The organism is Candidatus Nanosynbacter sp. HMT-352, from assembly GCF_021222645.1.
GTDB lineage: Bacteria > Patescibacteriota > Saccharimonadia > Saccharimonadales > Saccharimonadaceae > Nanosynbacter.
Genome location: NZ_CP089520.1, coordinates 637,477 through 655,404, shown reverse-complemented (window position 1 = coordinate 655,404; position 17,928 = coordinate 637,477). Strand labels below are relative to the sequence as shown.

Genomic DNA, 17,928 nt, shown 5'->3' with positions numbered 1-17,928 from the left:
AAAAGCTACTTTGTTTTCTTTTGTCTTTTTTCACATGAAAAAACCATGGAATAACTTATGCAGCTAGCTAAACAATACATACCAAACGATTACGAACCGAATATTTATGCCCTATGGGAAACCAGTGGCGCATTAAAGCCAACAGGGGTAGGTAAGCCATATTCAATCATTATGCCACCACCTAACGCTAACGGCAATTTACATATTGGACATGCTCTTGATATGAATCTGAAGGATATTTTGATTCGCTATCACCGAATGAAGGGTGATGATGCCGTATTTATTCCAGGGGCCGACCATGCTGGGTTTGAAACTTGGGTTGTGTATGAAAGAGAATTGACGAAACAAGGGAAGAGTCGCTTCGATTTTTCACGTGACCAATTGTATAGTCAAGTTTGGAATTTTGTACAAGAAAAACGCGGCAATATGGAGCTGCAATTGCGCGCATTAGGTGTTAGTGCATCATGGAAGCATCTGACATTCACTCTGGACGATAAAGTTATCAACACTGTATATGACACATTCAAGAAAATGTGGGATGATGACTTGATTTACAGGGGTGAGAGGATTGTTAATTATTGCACCAAACACCAAACCAGCTTTGCTGACATCGAGGTAGAACATAAGAATGAGAAAGGGAAGTTGTGGAAAATAGCTTACCCGACATTAGATAAAATTGGCGAAATTATCATTGCTACTACGCGCCCAGAAACTATGCTCGGCGACGTTGCTGTTGCGGTTCATCCAGACGATGAGCGATATAAAAAATTGATTGGAACTCGCATTTTACTGCCGATTGTCAATAAGGAAATTCCTATCATCGCGGACGAATATGTCGACATGAGTTATGGTACCGGTGCGGTTAAGATTACGCCGGCGCACGACCCGAACGACTTTGAAATTGCAAAACGTCATGATTTACCTCTAGAGTCAATTATCAGCCCAGAAGGGAAGATGATAAACGTGCCAGCGCAGTTCTTGGGATTAACTCCTGTAGAAGCTCGCGCTCGAGTTTTGGAAGCACTGGAGGCATTAGAGCTACGCCGCGGTGAGACTGAAATTGAACACGCCGTTGGACATTGTTATAAGTGTGGCAGCGTAATTGAGCCAATGATTAAAGAGCAGTGGTTTATTAAGACACAATCACTCGCACAACCAGCAATTGATGCACTCAAAAAAGAAGAAATCACTTTTTATCCAGCATCCAAGCGCAAAGAACTCATCGCATATCTTGAGCAATTGAAAGACTGGAATATTTCACGACAGATTCCATGGGGAATACCGATTCCTGCATTTGTAAATGAGAACGACCCTAAGGATTGGATATTCGACACTCGTACTAACGAGCAAAGTATTGTTGTAAATGGCACAACATATATTAGGGAAGAAGATACCTTTGATACCTGGTTCTCATCCGGTCAATGGCCATATATCGTAACGGATTATCTGACCGATGGCGATTTAGCCAATTATTTCCCAACCGATATGATGGAAACTGGTATGGATATTATGCGCGCATGGGTTTCACGAATGATTATGCTCAGTCTGTACCGAACGGGTAAATTGCCGTTCAAAGAAGTTTATCTGCACGGAATGGTTAATGACGAACATAATCAAAAAATGTCTAAGTCTAAGGGTAACGTCATTAATCCAATGGAATTGGTTGCAGAATTTGGATCTGACGCCACACGCATGGGAATTATCGCTGGACGGGCGCCGGCTCAAAGTCAGGCCTTTAACCGCGGCTCTGTTATCGCTGCTCGCAACTTCTGCAATAAGCTATGGAATATTGCCAGGTTTGTTGAAGCGCAAATTGGCGATAATCACCAAATTGTCGACTTAGAGCCGCAAACTCCGGCCGATCACTGGATTATTCGCCAATTGAATGACGCCGCCAACAACATCGCTGTTCGATTAGAGCAATATCGCTTCTCAGAGGCATCAGAAACTGTTTATCACACCATCTGGGACGACGTAGCTGACTGGTACATTGAATCGTCTAAAACCGCGATCAATCGTCCATTGCTATCTTGGGTTTTGGCAACTTCTCTGAAAATCGCTCATCCATTTGCGCCGTTCGTTACGGAAACGATTTGGCAAACACTCAATTACACCGACGGCATTTTGATGCGTGAAGCTTGGCCAACTCCAGAAAAATTCGATCCGATTGCTGCCGAACAATTCGAGCAACTTAAACTCTTGGTTGCCGAAGGTCGCTGGGTGATTGCTGAACTGCCAGGGAATAAGAAATATCGATTGTTATACGGCAACGACAGCCTTATTGCAGACAATCAGGACACAATTAAGCATCTTATGCGGCTTAAGGCAATTGAGTACACAGATCAGCCGCATGGACTGAGATTGGCAGCAGCGAACAGGGAAGCGTGGCTAGATATTGATAGTGAAACTCTATACCAACATCAGGAAAATCTGGAAATGCGCCTAGCCGAAGCACGTCAGAAATTGGCGGGATTAAAGAAGCGCCTGGAAAATCCGACTTACATTGAGAAGGCGCCAGCTCACCTTGTTGAGGAAACTCGTGAGCAATTAGCCGAGCAAGAAAAAATCATTACTCGGCTTGTTTCAGAACTGGAAGTGATTAGCTTAAAATAGCCTAACTTATACCCTCAAGATCAAGATGATATCCATCAAAAACATGTTGACCACGAGCCGCGTATTTTTGACGCAATCGCTTCTTATCGTTATTACGAGGCGTAGTTCGCGGTCGTGCTGAACCCTCTTTCAACACATTAGACAATTGGGCATGTTCTGGATGAGTATGGGGCTTTGTCTCTGGCATTTTAGTTTCGCTTTCGGAATTTCCATGAACGTTCTGTATTTTCCAGGACGATAAAAACGCCTTATCCATATTGGTATCGTGCAGCAGCACACCAAACGCTATATTCAAACTGACAAACATAGTTGTAGCGGTAAAAAACTGTTGTACTAAATTCATTTTTATTCTTTCTTTTTTGTATCTATTTTTAGAATACTGATTACAATGTTAGCATAAGATTTGTTTTTTGTCAAGTATATTTCCCAGCATAGAAACAGTCATCCTGAATTTTACAGAGAAAATGTTTAGTATAATGGAGTTTATGGGATATCTAATTTCTATTAAGGTCGCACTAATCCTTTTCCCAATTTTGGCTTTTCTTATCACGTTGCCGTATATGATTGCGAACTATCGAAAATACGGCTCTGTCAATAAGCTGCGGACTTTGATTTTCTATTCCTTTATTCTGTATTTATTAACCGTATATTTCTTAGTTATTCTACCGTTACCAAATCCAGAATCCGTTCACATAACTTACGCAGAAAATCTGAATTTAATTCCGTTTTCATTCGTCACAGATTTTATAAAGAACAATCCACTTGTATTAACAGATAGTTCAACTTGGATTACGGCGATGAAACATTCCACTTTCTACGTTCCGGCTTTCAATATTTTAATGCTTATTCCGTTCGGAATTTACCTGCGCTATTATTTCAAATGTAGCCTTAAAAAGACGTTATTATTGACGGCTACTTTAAGTTTATTCTTTGAGCTAACTCAATTATCTGGACTTTATTTCATCTATTCAAGACCCTATCGATTAGCCGACGTCGACGATATCATCCAGAATACGATAGGCGGATGCGTCGGTTACTTTCTGGGCTGGTTTGCGACGTGGCTACTTCCGTCCAGGGAAGAAATAGATAAAAAATCCCTTGAGGCGGGTTCGCGAGTTTCTGCAATCCGCGTTAGTTTATCTCTAATAATAGACACTGTTATTGTCTATATTCCCTACACATTATCAAAAACCCAACTCCCGTTTTCGCTATTTTTAGCCCTCTATTTCAGCCTAATTCCTCTACTGAATGGTAAAACTTTTGGTAGCGCATTATTAAAGTTTGGACTAATATTTGAAAATAGAAAATGGATTCACACAATTTTCAGAGGAATTTTACTCACGATATATTTTTGCATCATTCCCGCAGGCTTACTTTACTTTGCAAATGAATTTAATAAAGAAGCAGACTCTCTGCTGTTTCTTTGTTTATTCGCAATTACATTCTTAATATTTATATTGTTCATATTATTTACAATTGTCGTAGCGTTATTTAACCGACGTTTTATATTTGATCGTCTGTCTGACACAAGTTACAAAAGTACAATTCAATTCAGTCAAGAGAAATAAAAAATAGAAGATTCGCGCGAATCTCCTATTTTTCAAATTCAATAGCACTATTTTGGCGGAAGGGGAGGGATTCGAACCCTCGGTACGTTTTACCGCACGCCGGTTTTCAAGACCGGTACCTTCAACCACTCGGTCACCCTTCCGTACTATCTCTGAATCTTGGCGGAGGAGGGGGGATTCGAACCCCCGCTACAGATCTCTCCATACTAACGATTTAGCAAACCGTCCCCTTCAGCCACTTGGGTACTCCTCCAAATTCACTATTTAGTGTACCATAGAAGTGTAATTATTAATAGCTTTATCGCAAATAGGGTATAATAGAATTATGGTAAAAGGATATATTTCTAAAATTATAACAGGACTACTTACAGTCGGATTCGGCGTAGCTTTGGTGACTGCTCCAGTTTCCGCATTAGGTGAAGGCGGTGCGCCAGCCGGAATTAACGCAGCACGTGGTGACAATACACCGTCCAACTTAGTTAATGGTGATTCATCAATCGTAAGACGAGCCATCAATATTATGCTATTCGGCGTCGGCGTCTTAAGCGTCGTTATGCTAATCTTCGGTGGTTTCCGCTATGTAATCTCTGGCGGTAAAAAAGAATCCGTAACAAATGCCAAAAATACAATTTTATACGCGATTATCGGTCTATTAGTCGCGGTCTTTGCTTACGCGATTATTAACTTTATTCTTGGCGCAGCTTTGAGCGGCGGATCAACCACTAACGTTTAATTGTTCACTGATTCTCATCGTGATATACTAGCGTCATGAATGATAGTCCAGAAAACCAAGACTTTGAAGTACCATCACCTGACAGGATTGATTTGACTGAGCCAATAGCTTGGAATGCACCAGAAGGTATGCAAGTTAAGCGCGGTAAAATGTGGTATGTGTTTTTTGTCATTGTGTTGATAGGATTAATGGCTTTGGCAATTTTAGTATTTAAGAACTGGACTTTCGCAGTTTTATTGCCAATTATGACTGTAGCCTTGTTTGTGTTATCAAACAAAACCCCACAAGTAATAAACTACGCGATTAGCCCCAAAGGCATTTACATCGCCGATGTTTTACACGATTTTAGCGAATTTCGCGCATTTGGATTAATCCATGAGAACAACCAACATTCGATTCTATTATTGCCAGTAAAACGATTTTCGCCAGGTTTAACTATTTACTTTTCCGAAGCAGAGGGCGAGAGAATCGTCGATATGCTCGGAGCACGCCTACCAATGCAAGAAATTAAGCCAGACGCCTTAGAGAAGTTTATTCGGCTGATAAAGCTATAGCTTGATTGACTATATTTTATGTGGTAGAATACAAAAGTTCAGTGCTTTATAGCAATGAAGGTACCTTATATTTTATGTTATGGCCAATCGATTTTCGAAAGGCTGTATGCACCCGTAGCTCAGCTGGATAGAGCGCTGGCTTGCGGAGCCAGAGGTCGTAAGTTCGAATCTTGCCGGGTGTACCACATTAGCTTTATGGAGAGGTGCAGGAGTGGTTGAACTGGCCGCTCTCGAAAAGCGGTATGGGGCAACTCATCGAGGGTTCGAATCCCTCTCTCTCCGCCATAGATATTATGAAGATCACCATTATAACAATCGGAAAAAAGCACGAAGCCTGGGTTCAACCAGGCATTTCTCGTTTTTTAGAGCGTCTACGAGCACCATTTGCTGCGGAAATGATTATTCTACCGCATTCAAACTTTGAAGGCGACAGAGCGCTCCAGGAAGAGTCTGAGCGTATTTTTTCACGCCTTAATTCAGATGACTTCGTTATTTTGCTCGATGAGCGCGGTAAAAACTTATCATCACCGGAATTATCTGACCTAATAACCGATCATATTGACAAGCACATTGTCTTTATTATCGGTGGTGCTTACGGAGTTACACACGAACTTCGCCAAAAATCCAACATCGTCTGGTCGTTATCAAACTTAGTATTTCCACACCAATTAGTTCGTCTTATTCTAGCTGAGCAATTATACCGCGCCCAAGAAATTCATCGCGGCAGTCATTATCATCACTCATAGCTTCGGGCGCCCGTGCCTGGCAATAACCGCAATTTCCACATGTTTGGCGCCATTTTTCTTCAAACATTCCACCGCCGCCAACACAGTTGAGCCAGTCGTAAAAATATCGTCGATAATGATATATCGCTTATTTTTATCAATTTTACCCGCAATTTCAAAAAACTCCTTTGCTTGGCGTTTCCTCTGGGCGGAAGACTTCGTAAAGTGCTGAGTTACGTTATTTCTACGCCGGAGCAGGGAGTAACAATCTATTTTTCTACGTCGAGATAGTTTAATAGCAATTTTTCGGATATGATCAAATCCACGACGCCGAATATTCTTAGAAATTGTAGGGATTGGTACGATTACTGTATTTGGCGGCAATTCAGGCAGAGCTTCGTCTAAAAATTCGCTTAGTAAATCAGCCGCCGCCTGAACACGGTTAAACTTATAATCATCAATAATCTTTGCGACAACACCCGTACGCCGCGAAAAACACCAGATCATATCACAGGGAAGCTTATGTTTTTTACATAAGTTGCCATTTTCCAGCAAATCACCACACATGACACATACATCATATTCCCGGCTTATGATGTATTTTTTACAATCTAAGCATAAAATACCGCCCATTTTACCACACTTATAACAGTGGTGAGGGGCGATGATTGATAATATCACGTCAAACATTGTAATTTTTACGTTTTAAGCCTTTCACTGTTGATTATACCGCATATTATAGTTATACTAATAAGGACTTTGTCAATGAGCCTATTATAAAAGTGGAGGAAATTATGGCCCGAAAACAAGATGATAATATACTATTAACGGAGCAGGAATTGGTTGCGGCGTTTATTGACGATGATAACGATGACCTACTGCCTGATTCTAACAGTAATAACAATACAAGTAATACCAATACGCCGGCAGTTCAGCCTGACGACAATTGGGAAGATGAAGCCGACGACATGATGGGTCAATTGGCTGTTGACGTTTTTGAGACAGAAAATGACTTAGTTATCAAAGCTCGCACTGCCGGAGTAGACCGTAATGATCTAGATGTAAGTATCTCTGATGGCATCTTAACAATTAGCGGCACACTGTCTAGCGGTGACGAAGCAGATGTTCGCCAATGGCACATCCAAGAATGCTACTGGGGTGAATTCAGTCGTACATTAGCATTGCCAACCGCTGTAAATGAAGAGGGCGTTAAGGCAGAATTAAAAGATGGCGTTTTGACAATTACTTTTGAAAAGATAAAGCAAGAAAAAGCAAAGAAGATTCAAGTTCTATAAAAAACCATTTTACAGAAAATACCGTCACAAGTTGGCGGTATTTTCTTAACTGCAATAAAAAAGAGCCTCATCAGCGAGGCTCTTTTTTATTAATATAGAAGGCTACGACCCTGATGTAAACTTACCAATAACCATATTGACGATTGCGTATGCCAAAATAGCGATTACCAAACCAACAATTGCATACAAAACCGTGTTCTTAGCAGCTGTAACCTTATTGCTGTCACCAGCTGAAGTAGTATAGCGTATACCACCCCAAATAAGCATAATAACACTCAATGCACCAACAGCAAACAAGAATATATTTACAAATTGCTTAACCAAAGCTTGAGGATCTGAAGCGGTTTCACTTACGCCTTCTCCTTTTGCACTATTTACGCCATTAGTTAAGGTAAAATCACCTTCGGCACTTGCCGCTGGAGCTACAGCCAAAGCAACAGTTGGCACCATCAATAGTCCCGCCAAGATTAATTTTAATTTATTCATTGTTATTTTCTCCTTGTTTAATGATATTATTATTATACATTTTTATCTGTTATTTGCAAAACTAATTAAAGGCTATGGACGAGTCTGTAGCGTTAGACGACGTCTTAACTCCAATCCGATCCAGTACCATATTAACAATAGCCCAAGCAAGGATAGCTACAATCAAACCAACAACCGCGTAGGTAAGTGTAGACTGGGCAGATTTCGTCTTTGCGGCGTCACCAGCTGAAGTAATATAGCGAAGACCAGAGTAAATAATCATGATAACTGACAGAATACCAACGGCCCATAATAGGATGTTGACAACTGATTTTATTAGACCATTCGGCCCATTAATACTTTTGTTTTGCATCTCCGATGTTGTGGCGGTCTTAATACCATCAGCTACCTGGGCCGAAGCTGTAGATGGCAATGAAACCGCAGAAATGGCTGATAATCCAAACATAGAAAACATTATTATTGAAGCTGACAAGATTATTTTTTTCATATCTCCTCCTATTTAAACCCATCAAATACAAAATTAACAATAGCTGAAGCAAACACAGCAACTACTAAACCAACAACCGCGTATAAAATAGTATTTCTAGCCTTAGCCGCTTTCTGGGCGTCACCACTAGAAAGTGTAAACATGATACCACCAATAACTATCATAATGACCGAAATAACACCAACAGCGGTCAATAAGACTTGGACAATATTACCTATAATACTATTAACTTTAGTTTCACTTCCAGCTTTATTTTTACAATAAATAGAGTCTTTACCATCGCCAGAGCAAATATCAATACCATTAGTTGCAAAAACAGGCGGAGTTAATATTCCGAATAGTCCAAATATCAACGCTCCAGTAATTAAAATCTTTGTAAAAATCTTCATCCTAAACCTTTCCTATAATATAACCCGTTATAGCAATCGCACTAGAAACAATAACCAAACCAATGACAGAGTATAAAATAGCGTTCTTTGCACTAGCAGTCTTAGCAGGGTCACCGGAAGACAGGGAATAGTTTATTCCAGCAATAATAACAATAATAACAGCTATGACACCAGCTACCCAGAAAACTAAATTGATAATTTTCATTATATCTACATCGTTATTATGTGGCACGCCAAGATCGTCTGCTTCTCCTAGTAATCTAGCAGCAAAAAGCTCTATATGTCTCATAGCGAAACTCCTATCCTTGAAGATACGAATCCAACAATAGCAATTGATACTAATGCAATAACCAATCCAATTGCCGCACTCATGATAGTTTTTCGTCCATGTGCCGCTTTTTCTGGAGCACCATTACTGGTCATCATCAGAAAACCACCGTACATGATATATCCAGTAGTCGCGTAACCAACAATTTGTAATAAATCTTCAATTATATTAAGTGCAATTTTCCAAATATAGTTTGCCTGAGCATTAGCATCTGTACCCGGAGTTTTAAGAGAGCAATCATTTTTTTCCATCAGTCCATCATACCAAGGCTTTAGCGTCAAAATTTTTCCACTAGGGCATTTTTTGTCGTCACTGGCGGCAGGTTTATTATCATCCGCCATAGAGATAGTTGGTGAAAGAATACTTACTCCAACGGAGCCTATGACAATTAAAGTTATTGCTATTATAATTTTCTTCATCAATCAAAAACTCCTCCTGGAATAATAAAGTTAGTAATTAGCACCATGAATGCAAACATCAATAATCCAATGACTGTGTTCGTCCAAATTTCACGTGCTTTTTTAATCTTATCCGGGCTACCTTCAGAAGTGGTATATAAAAATGCACCGTATATAACAGCCCCAACAGCCGCGATTCCAATTCCCGCAGTTAAGATTTTAATGACTTGCTTGATTATGTTGATAATTGCCGTGCTACCCGTGCCGTCACAAGAAATAACAGAAGTTTCCGCGCCACCACAGTTGGCAGCCAAAGCTATTCTGGGTATAAAAACACTTCCTGCGATTACTGTTGTGATAAATATGCTAATTATAATATTTCTTTTTGTCATAAAATTTTCTCTTATACAGAAATTGTAAAATAGTCAAGCGAAAAAAGCAAATATTTTCCTTGAAAAGACGTGGATTATCTGGTAATATGAAAAGTATTGATATGCGCTCGTAGTGAAGTTGGCCTATCACGCCTCCCTGTCACGGAGGAGATCGCCGGTTCGAATCCGGTCGAGCGCGCCACAGATGATTCACCCTAATAGGGTGTTTTTTATTATAATTGAGTTATGACTATTGCATTTATGTAAAGTTTATGTTATGATATCTCCAATTGGACTAAAAAGTCTAAGAAGTTTTTATAATAAAATACCTGACAATGTCAGAGGAAGGATCCCAAGCGTTATGGCTCGAAATCATGAACTTAACCCAAGCGATTCAAAAGAAACAAACCCTTTACTAAGAAAAACTATAGCTACGCTCACTATTGCTGCTGCCAGCATATTACCACTGTCAGCGTGCGGTGAGACTCACAGCGAGTCAACTCCAGATACAACAACATCTACAGCGCAAGAAACACAGAATCCAGCATCAACTTTAAGCCCAACCCCATCTCCTGAAGCCAGCACAACTAAGACTGAGAAAAACATACCTCAAGAAATAATCGATAAATATAAAGACGTAAATCTATCTGGCATCAGAGGTCTTTTAGAAAAAGAAAAAAGTGGTGAAGAAGTTAGCTATAACGAATGGCAAGTTAATCTTGTTGATCTTGTAAATAAGACTACGCCAGATGAAAACGCTAAAGTTGTCACCGATGAGAACGGACTAATAAAAACTACTCACGATAACCTTGCTGAAGATATGAACTCCGCCACTCTAAATAATATCTACTCTATATTGTATACAGGAGCAATATATAAAGATAGTCAGCTTTATAACCATCCATTATCAGCAAAAGAGGCTGAAGAATTCAAAAATCACGTATTAGACACGATGACAGGTCAAGCTCACAGTCTTTTTAAAGCTTTACTAGAACCTGGAAAAGACAACTATGCTTCTTTATTTAATATTACACCATCAGACCTCATATTAACCGTAAAATTTACAAGCAGTGGTAAAGACGGGACGTATGCTACTTACGTATTCGACCCTTCTTATAAAACAGACAAATGCTCTGTTGCGGGTAATATTGCTGACTGCAAAACGGAAGGTTATCCGCGTAGAGGGGTTGATACACCTGAAACCCAGATGGTTGTTAATGTAAAACACGCCAACAGCAAGGGTGAACCGACCTCTACTGATATGGTATTTAGAGCGTTTACTGACGGCGCCTTCCCAGAAAATGCTAGTGATTTAGATAAGCCAGGCATTGAACCTGCAAATAAAGTTTGGTATGATAATAGATTCAGTTTCGGTAATGAAGAGATACTCACGACTGTCACATTAGGAGGAGCCTCAAAATTAACTAAAGAGTCCTTCGACAAAGAATTTCTAATCCAAAATGGTAAGCTTATGGCGCCAAGCGATATACCTGGAATAGATAAACCAGAAAATTAGTCCTTGCATAAACACCTTCATATGTGATTAAATGAAGGTGTTTATGTTTATTGAGAAGCAGGTGATTAAAAAGGTGGGGCGACTCAAGAAGCCTATTATAATTTTATGTGCGTTTGCGCTCTTTATATTACCGATAACAAATATTTTATTAGCCCATCCCGCGTTAGCTTCAAAAGACCCGAGCAGGTTTAGTAATCTAAAAGAGAATGACCAATACAAGTTCTTCACGTACGCCTCTGCTATGGCACAATGCTTCAATGGTGGTTTACAGGTGCACACTGACGTTGATGACCAGATGTTGCATGATAATGTAGTATTCGCGTCGTGGGGGAATGCTTATGTTTATGTAGGTACATATCCAGAAGTAAAGGGGTTTAATAAGGGTGGAATAAAATGCAATGATACAGGATTTCAGCAAGAGGCTTTTAATACATTTGGAATTTCACCAAATGAGTTACTGTGCTATATGGGCTACCCAAAGAACGGTTTAAAAGGAAAGAATGATAGTAATACAAAACATGAAGAATGTGTTGCCTTAGGATTAACTAACGATTTCACCTATAATGGTATGCCTGAGAATGGCAAAGAGAATTTTTTAAACGCGCTTACGACATTAACAGGATATGATCGCAACGTAGCAGAAAAAAACGCTTACATAAAATATAGAAAATATTCAGACTGGATTAAGGGTTGTGTGGATGGTGAAGCAACCAGTAAGTCTGACAACACATGGAAGGTTTCTGTCATTAACACAGACACTAAAAAGGTTGATACGATATACAAGCCAAAAGGCAAAACTGAATACTTGTATGCCGGAGGATCTACCGTATATGCTAATAAGCCTGAGTTTTCATGTAGATCAGTTGAAAGTGAACTGGCAATTGCAGCTAAAAAATATTTAAATGTTCTAAAAGCAAGTGCAGTAGATACTGCCTGTGCAGGACTGGCAGGAGACAAACTCAAAGCCTGCAAAGACGGAGCAAATCACAAGGGTGATTCTACATACTGCGAAACAACCTATGAGAACACAGAAGATATAAACGCCTGTAAACAAGGTCAGACTGCCAAAATTGAAGCCCCAGCGGAAGGTGACGGAGAAGAAGAGAAAAATTCGTGTGGTATTGATGGAATAGGGTGGTTGGTTTGTCCAGTAATGAACTTCGTGGCCGGTATCAACGATGCTGCGTATAGTGCTATTTCCGGATTTTTAGATATAAAGCCAGCCATACTCTCCGATGGAAATAATTCTGGAGCAAAACAAGGTTGGGAGTTTTTCCGTAATATAGCCAACGCCATATTCGCTGTAATATTCTTATGGATTATATTTTCTCAAATCTCTAACGTTGGCGTTAGTAATTATGGCATTAAGAAAATCCTACCTCGCTTAATAATAGGAGCTTTACTAGTTAATTTATCTTATTATCTTTGTCAGATTTTTGTAGACTTATCTAATATATTAGGGCATACATTAAAGGACGCCTTAGAATCTGGAGCGGGAGAGATAGGTGCCAATTCTGAGGCTACGGGACTAGGCAGCGAGATAATTGCTAAAATATTAGGCTTAACCGGAGCAGGCCTATTCATTGCCTTAGCAGTCGGATTACCTACTCTTGCTGCTGGATTTTTGGCAATTATGACAGTATTTATTATTCTAGTAGTTAGACAAGCAGGTATCATACTATTAATAGCCATGTCTCCCATGGCCTTCGCAGCATGGCTACTGCCAAATACAGAAGACTTATTTAAAAAATGGATAAAAATGTTCCGGGGGTTATTATTAGTATTTCCTATAATATCTTTATTGTACGGGGCAGGAAAATTAGCTGGTGCAGTATTGGCATCAAATGCAACAGTTGATCCGAATAATCCAGACGAAACCATGCAGCTAGTTGCTTTAGCAGCCACCACTATGCCACTCATCGCCACTCCTTTTGTATTGCAAAACTCCTTAAGTTCGCTAGGTAGTATTGGTGCAAAGATAGGAAAAATGAGTGCTAATGCCCACAGTCGATTCGCCGGAAATGTAAAAGGCACAGCAAAAAGACGTGTTGACAATTCTGTTATTGGCGATACGAAAAGAAAATATTCAGACTTCATGGATAGAAGACGCGCAAGCAGTCGAACGGGTAAAATTGCGACATGGAGGGATAATACTCCACTCGGTAAATTCATGGGCTGGGATAAAGGTGGAGCACGCGCCCGCGCAACTGTAGCTAAGGCGTTCGAAAGCGACGTTGAAGACGCATCCACAATGCTACAAGGTATGACATCGAGTGAAATAGCTGCTATCGCCATAACGGGTAAAACCTCTGATGATAAAGAAGTCTCACGAAGTATGCGTGCAGCCACAATAGACCATACTATGGCTAATGGTGGTTTTGAACAACGTATGAATGTGCTGAGTAAACTAAAAGGCACAGACGCTTCTATAAAACAACGGGCGATTAAAGCTGCATTTGCAAAGGGAGATAATAATATACTAGGTAACGGATTCGGAGATGATATTCTCAAGGATGAGATTAATAGTATGGAAGATCTATCTAACATGGCAGTAAATAATGCCGAGTCTGGAAGTCTACAGGCAGAACACTTAGTGCAGAATGGAGCAGCAACCGGATGGCTATCTAAAGCTATTGCCGATAGTAAGAATGAAAGAGCTTCGGCTGCATTTAAAAAAGCAGGAGAAGTTGCCGTATCAAATCCAAATACTGCGAAAAATATAAATCAAACAATATCCGATGCGTTAAGTGCTCACGGAGTGGTTGTCGAGAATACGTCACAGAATACATCTTCCTCTAATTCTCAACAATCACCACAAAATAACCAACAGAGCAACAGTAGCTCTGGGGGAATAATTATTGCTACATCTCAAGAAGATGTAAGAAAGGCATTAGAGGATTCTAGACGATGAGGTAGCTAAACGCATGCTTCATACGCTCTCTCTTGACTTTTTCCATCAAAAATGCTAATATAACCCTAGATGGAGTGGTTAATTTCCCGTAAGCAGCTTCTTAACAAGTGGCTGCAGTGGTTTGTATTGCTGATAGCAGGGATGCTGGTGGGCATTTTTCTTAATACCTTAACACACTCAACCTCTGTTTACGCCGTAGACGCAGAATGGAGCGGTCATAATTTAACCTATAATAAAGAAAAATATACAAAGGTAAGTGATGATAAAAAGATCAAACAATTTAACCTACCGGATAATTCGCTTGTTTATGTTAATGAAGATAAGAATAAAAAAGAAACAAAGGTTATTTATTTCCCATCAAGCGAAATATCTTCACTAAGTTCCGCAACTTACGCGGTTTATTCATTTACGCCACCAAACACCTATGAACAAACCAGCACCTCAACTATTTCAATTGAATCGCCATCTGAAAATTCAACCAGCACTTCCTGTGATGTACAGGGAATAGGTTGGATTATCTGTCCACTCTCCAATTGGTTAGCTGATGGCATAGATTATATGTACAGCGCGCTTCAGGAGTTCTTAAAAACTAAGCCATTAGAAACAACCAACCAAAACAGTGGAATTTATCTGGCGTGGGTCATTATGCGCAACATCAGCAACGTGGCGTTTATCGTAGCGTTTTTGGTGATTATCTACTCGCAATTGACCTCTGTAGGAATTAGCAATTACGGTATCAAAAAAATGCTCCCTAGGTTAGTGATTGCGGCAGTGTTAGTCAATTTATCGTTTACGTTTTGTGCTATTTTATTAGATTTATCAAACGTAACTGGCTACGCTTTTCAGGATGCCTTCATGGGAATTAAAAATACCATATCCACTGTAGGAGAAAATACGAGTGTAGGTTGGACGTGGTCAGAAGTTATTGTGATGATATTATCCAACGGAGCTTTAGCTGGTGGAGTGGTCGCAACAGTAGCCATGGGGGCAGAACTGCTACCATTGGCACTATCCGCATTAGTGGGGATAGGTCTAGTGCTTCTCTTAGTGCTTCTAATTATGGCAGCACGTCAAGCTTTAATTGTAATCTTAATTATCATTTCACCTTTAGCCTTCGTTTGCTATTTACTTCCTGGCACAGAAAAATGGTTTAAGAAATGGCGAGACTTATTCCTCACGATGTTAGTATTTTTCCCGGCATTCGCTGTAATATTCGGTGGGGCGCAATTGGCTGGAATAATAATTATCCAAAACGCTACAGGAGCAAATGGTGGAATAATGCAGATTTTAGGTATGGTAGTTCAAGTTATACCATTAGCTTTAACGCCTATAATCCTGAAACTTAGCGGCGGAGTATTAGGTAAGTTCGCTGGGTTTGTTAATGATAAGAATAAAGGTTGGTACGACAAGTCTAAAAACTGGGCTAAAGATCGTCGCGAGATCACTAAAAACAAGAAGTTGGCTAACCCCAATATGGCGCGATTCAACCCAAATCGTTTACGCCGTTGGGCAGATCATAGTGGTAGATTACGCAAAAAAGATCTGGAAACTTCACAGAAAAATGCCGAGAATTCATTTAGAAATACAGCCAGGTATAAGAAGTCAGACTTAGATGCCAGACAGGCTTCCAGACGATCCGATCTATTATCCGCACAAGATGATAATCGCTACACCGAAGCTACACTGGGTCACGCACCAACTGATACGTATGGAAAGAGACCTCTGTACGATCGTGCTTTAAGGGGAGTATCGGCTACATATGCAACTCGACAAGATTTGAAATCTCATCAGAAACAAACTGCATTTATGAATGACATTAAAGATCTAGAAACCGAAATTGCAACGGCAGGTCTGATTAAAAATAATGCTCAACGTCAACAACATAGTGAATTTGCAGAGCAATTGATAAGTAATAAAGAACTTCGAGAAAAAGCTGGCGGCAATGTATTTACAGACGAGAATGGCAATTTGATTGGTGCAAATGCAGCCTTAGCTTCAGCCATAGCAACCAGCCGTAGCGAATATGCTAAGTCAATTGATGAAGCTCGTCAAATCATAAAGCACTATAAATTGGATGCAAAACATAGGCAGGGATTAGCCCTGAACAAATTATCTATACCCCTTCCTGGTGGAGTTAATTTATCTGGAGATAGCATATTCGTACGTGAAGCCGCAATTGAAGAGCAATTTAAATACGGTACTGCGACGGAAATCGCTGAACTTCTTAGTGAATTGCCACCAGAATTCTATTCTTCTGCAGCTTCAGGATTAGCGGAATCTGGTATAAAGAACAGAGCGTCCTTTATAGGAGGTAAGCTCATCGACGACATGCTGAAGGGCGATATTAATAACAGGGGAGATCTAATGAACTACTTTGCTGAATGGTTGCAGAGTGGTAAATATAAACCTGAAACTTTAGCGTCTACAGATGCCGACGCTGTTAAATTGTTAATAGAAGCTGTAAATACCACCTCTATTATTACAGACAATAAACGTCAAGATATCAAGGGTGTTATCAATACAATTCTTACCGACAGGAGGTTATCTGCAAACGTAACAGATGCCGCCAAAGAACAATTTGAGATTTTCCGCAACATGTTATAATCTCCATATTTTGATATAATATAAGCAGTATGTCGGTGTATAAAGTTCCTCAAGATGTCGAGGCGGAGGACAAACTGCTCGGGCCGTTTAGTTTCCGACAGTTTGTGTTTTTAATTATAGCTGTTATCGGAATCGCTATTGCGTACGGTTTGAGTACAATTTTACTACCTTTGGCAATAATTCCTGTGCCGATAATTTTATTCTTTGGAGCGCTGGCTTTACCGCTTAAAAAAGATCAGCCAATGGAAGTTTATTTAGCAGCAGTTATTTCTTTTATGCTAAAACCAAAAAAACGACTATGGCAGCCTGATGGAATTGAAAGATTAGTCGAAGTTATCGCGCCAAAAGTCGAGGAGAAGAATTACGGAAATAACTATGACCAAGCTGAAGTTCAGAGAAGATTATCGTATTTGGCAAATCTGGTAGATAGTCAAGGTTGGTCGATTCGTGGCGTTAATAATCCGAACAGTTCAATGCGTGCCGATTTATTCAACGAAGGACAAGCAGCTAACGACATTTTAGATGAAAATAGCACTACGGCGCAAAATATCAATCATTTAATAAATCAATCAGATGTTCGTAGGCGACAAGAAGTTATCCAAAAGATGCAAACAGGGCAATCTGCTACGCCACCTCCCGTACAACCACCTCAACCATCTCAACCAGATAATCCTGCTCCAGCCACACCGCTTCAAATGAATCCGTACCCAACAATGCGTCAATCTATATTAAATCCGATATCCAGACAATCAGCCACCCCCACTTCTACTCCAATTCAAACTCAACCGACAACCATGCCACAATCTAGCGTAAACGAGGTGTCACCTGCTATAATAGAACTGGCAAATAACCACGACCTCTCGATTGAAACGATTGCGCGTGAGGCAAATCGAATTCAGCAAGAAAATAAATTATCAGATGAGGAAGTGGTGATTTCACTACGTTAGGTG

The 17,928-nt window shown here is 40.0% G+C and carries 18 protein-coding genes and 5 tRNA genes; 13 read left to right on the top strand and 10 right to left on the bottom strand.

Annotated features, from left to right (window positions below; all coding sequences use genetic code 11):
• Nucleotides 1–57: 57 nt before the first annotated feature.
• Entirely contained in the window at nt 58–2,613 is a 2,556-nt protein-coding gene (locus tag LR957_RS03520) for a valine--tRNA ligase (RefSeq protein ID WP_232272952.1), read from the top strand.
• A 1-nt stretch (nt 2,614) separates the two neighbouring features.
• Here LR957_RS03520 and LR957_RS03515 read toward each other — a convergent pair whose 3' ends face one another.
• Nucleotides 2,615–2,956, bottom strand: coding sequence for a hypothetical protein (locus tag LR957_RS03515; protein WP_232272951.1), 342 nt, complete (start codon nt 2,954–2,956; stop codon nt 2,615–2,617).
• Nucleotides 2,957–3,098: 142 nt separating this feature from the next.
• Between LR957_RS03515 and LR957_RS03510 the strand changes: the two genes are divergently transcribed.
• Nucleotides 3,099–4,181: a VanZ family protein gene (locus tag LR957_RS03510; RefSeq protein WP_232272950.1), complete on the top strand. Its 1,083-nt coding sequence runs from the start codon at nt 3,099–3,101 to the stop codon at nt 4,179–4,181.
• A 53-nt stretch (nt 4,182–4,234) separates the two neighbouring features.
• Here LR957_RS03510 and LR957_RS03505 read toward each other — a convergent pair.
• Nucleotides 4,235–4,324, bottom strand: a tRNA-Ser gene (locus LR957_RS03505).
• A 17-nt stretch (nt 4,325–4,341) separates the two neighbouring features.
• A tRNA-Ser gene (locus tag LR957_RS03500) sits at nt 4,342–4,434 on the bottom strand.
• Between the two features lie 72 nt (nt 4,435–4,506).
• Here LR957_RS03500 and LR957_RS03495 point away from each other — a divergent pair.
• From LR957_RS03495 to LR957_RS03475, 5 genes are all read left to right on the top strand, one after another.
• Nucleotides 4,507–4,914, top strand: coding sequence for a hypothetical protein (locus tag LR957_RS03495; protein ID WP_232272949.1), 408 nt, complete (start codon nt 4,507–4,509; stop codon nt 4,912–4,914).
• Nucleotides 4,915–4,949: 35 nt separating this feature from the next.
• The gene (locus LR957_RS03490; protein ID WP_232272948.1) at nt 4,950–5,468 is read left to right on the top strand and encodes a hypothetical protein; all 519 of its coding nucleotides are present in this window, start codon (nt 4,950–4,952) and stop codon (nt 5,466–5,468) included.
• Nucleotides 5,469–5,576: 108 nt separating this feature from the next.
• Nucleotides 5,577–5,653, top strand: a tRNA-Arg gene (locus LR957_RS03485).
• A 12-nt stretch (nt 5,654–5,665) separates the two neighbouring features.
• A tRNA-Ser gene (locus LR957_RS03480) sits at nt 5,666–5,753 on the top strand.
• Between the two features lie 8 nt (nt 5,754–5,761).
• Complete coding sequence (locus LR957_RS03475; RefSeq protein ID WP_232272947.1) at nt 5,762–6,214, top strand: 23S rRNA (pseudouridine(1915)-N(3))-methyltransferase RlmH; 453 nt, start codon at nt 5,762–5,764, stop codon at nt 6,212–6,214.
• Here the strand turns inward: LR957_RS03475 and LR957_RS03470 are convergent.
• The gene (locus tag LR957_RS03470) at nt 6,209–6,874 is read right to left on the bottom strand and encodes a ComF family protein (RefSeq protein ID WP_232272946.1); all 666 of its coding nucleotides are present in this window, start codon (nt 6,872–6,874) and stop codon (nt 6,209–6,211) included. The two genes, LR957_RS03475 and LR957_RS03470, sit on opposite strands and share 6 nt — an antisense overlap.
• A 113-nt stretch (nt 6,875–6,987) precedes the next feature.
• Here LR957_RS03470 and LR957_RS03465 point away from each other — a divergent pair, with 113 nt between their 5' ends.
• The gene (locus tag LR957_RS03465; protein WP_232272945.1) at nt 6,988–7,488 is read left to right on the top strand and encodes an Hsp20/alpha crystallin family protein; all 501 of its coding nucleotides are present in this window, start codon (nt 6,988–6,990) and stop codon (nt 7,486–7,488) included.
• Between the two features lie 102 nt (nt 7,489–7,590).
• Here the strand turns inward: LR957_RS03465 and LR957_RS03460 are convergent, their stop codons facing one another.
• The 6 genes from LR957_RS03460 to LR957_RS03435 all read right to left on the bottom strand — a co-directional run bounded on the left by LR957_RS03460 (nt 7,591) and on the right by LR957_RS03435 (nt 9,968).
• On the bottom strand, nt 7,591–7,974 hold the full coding sequence (locus LR957_RS03460) for a pilin (RefSeq protein ID WP_232272944.1): 384 nt from the start codon (nt 7,972–7,974) through the stop codon (nt 7,591–7,593).
• 61 nt (nt 7,975–8,035) lie between these two features.
• Nucleotides 8,036–8,461: a pilin gene (locus tag LR957_RS03455; protein WP_232272943.1), complete on the bottom strand. Its 426-nt coding sequence runs from the start codon at nt 8,459–8,461 to the stop codon at nt 8,036–8,038.
• Between the two features lie 8 nt (nt 8,462–8,469).
• Nucleotides 8,470–8,850 carry a pilin gene (locus tag LR957_RS03450; protein WP_232272942.1) on the bottom strand — a complete coding sequence of 127 codons (381 nt, stop codon included), beginning with the start codon at nt 8,848–8,850 and terminating at the stop codon, nt 8,470–8,472.
• Between the two features lies 1 nt (nt 8,851).
• The gene (locus LR957_RS03445; RefSeq protein ID WP_232272941.1) at nt 8,852–9,139 is read right to left on the bottom strand and encodes a hypothetical protein; all 288 of its coding nucleotides are present in this window, start codon (nt 9,137–9,139) and stop codon (nt 8,852–8,854) included.
• On the bottom strand, nt 9,136–9,597 hold the full coding sequence (locus LR957_RS03440; RefSeq protein WP_232272940.1) for a pilin: 462 nt from the start codon (nt 9,595–9,597) through the stop codon (nt 9,136–9,138). The genes LR957_RS03445 and LR957_RS03440 overlap by 4 nt, the downstream gene beginning before the upstream one ends.
• The gene (locus LR957_RS03435; RefSeq protein WP_232272939.1) at nt 9,597–9,968 is read right to left on the bottom strand and encodes a hypothetical protein; all 372 of its coding nucleotides are present in this window, start codon (nt 9,966–9,968) and stop codon (nt 9,597–9,599) included. The genes LR957_RS03440 and LR957_RS03435 overlap by 1 nt, the downstream gene beginning before the upstream one ends.
• Nucleotides 9,969–10,071: 103 nt before the next feature.
• Here LR957_RS03435 and LR957_RS03430 point away from each other — a divergent pair.
• The 5 genes from LR957_RS03430 to LR957_RS03410 all read left to right on the top strand — a co-directional run bounded on the left by LR957_RS03430 (nt 10,072) and on the right by LR957_RS03410 (nt 17,925).
• A tRNA-Asp gene (locus LR957_RS03430) sits at nt 10,072–10,149 on the top strand.
• Nucleotides 10,150–10,308: 159 nt separating this feature from the next.
• Nucleotides 10,309–11,463: a hypothetical protein gene (locus tag LR957_RS03425; protein ID WP_232272938.1), complete on the top strand. Its 1,155-nt coding sequence runs from the start codon at nt 10,309–10,311 to the stop codon at nt 11,461–11,463.
• Between the two features lie 31 nt (nt 11,464–11,494).
• Complete coding sequence (locus LR957_RS03420; RefSeq protein ID WP_232272937.1) at nt 11,495–14,374, top strand: type IV secretion system protein; 2,880 nt, start codon at nt 11,495–11,497, stop codon at nt 14,372–14,374.
• Nucleotides 14,375–14,443: 69 nt separating this feature from the next.
• Nucleotides 14,444–16,978, top strand: a complete 2,535-nt coding sequence (locus LR957_RS03415; RefSeq protein WP_232272936.1) for a TrbL/VirB6 family protein — start codon at nt 14,444–14,446, stop codon at nt 16,976–16,978.
• A gap of 29 nt (nt 16,979–17,007) precedes the next feature.
• Entirely contained in the window at nt 17,008–17,925 is a 918-nt protein-coding gene (locus LR957_RS03410) for a PrgI family protein (protein WP_232272935.1), read from the top strand.
• Nucleotides 17,926–17,928: the final 3 nt, after the last annotated feature.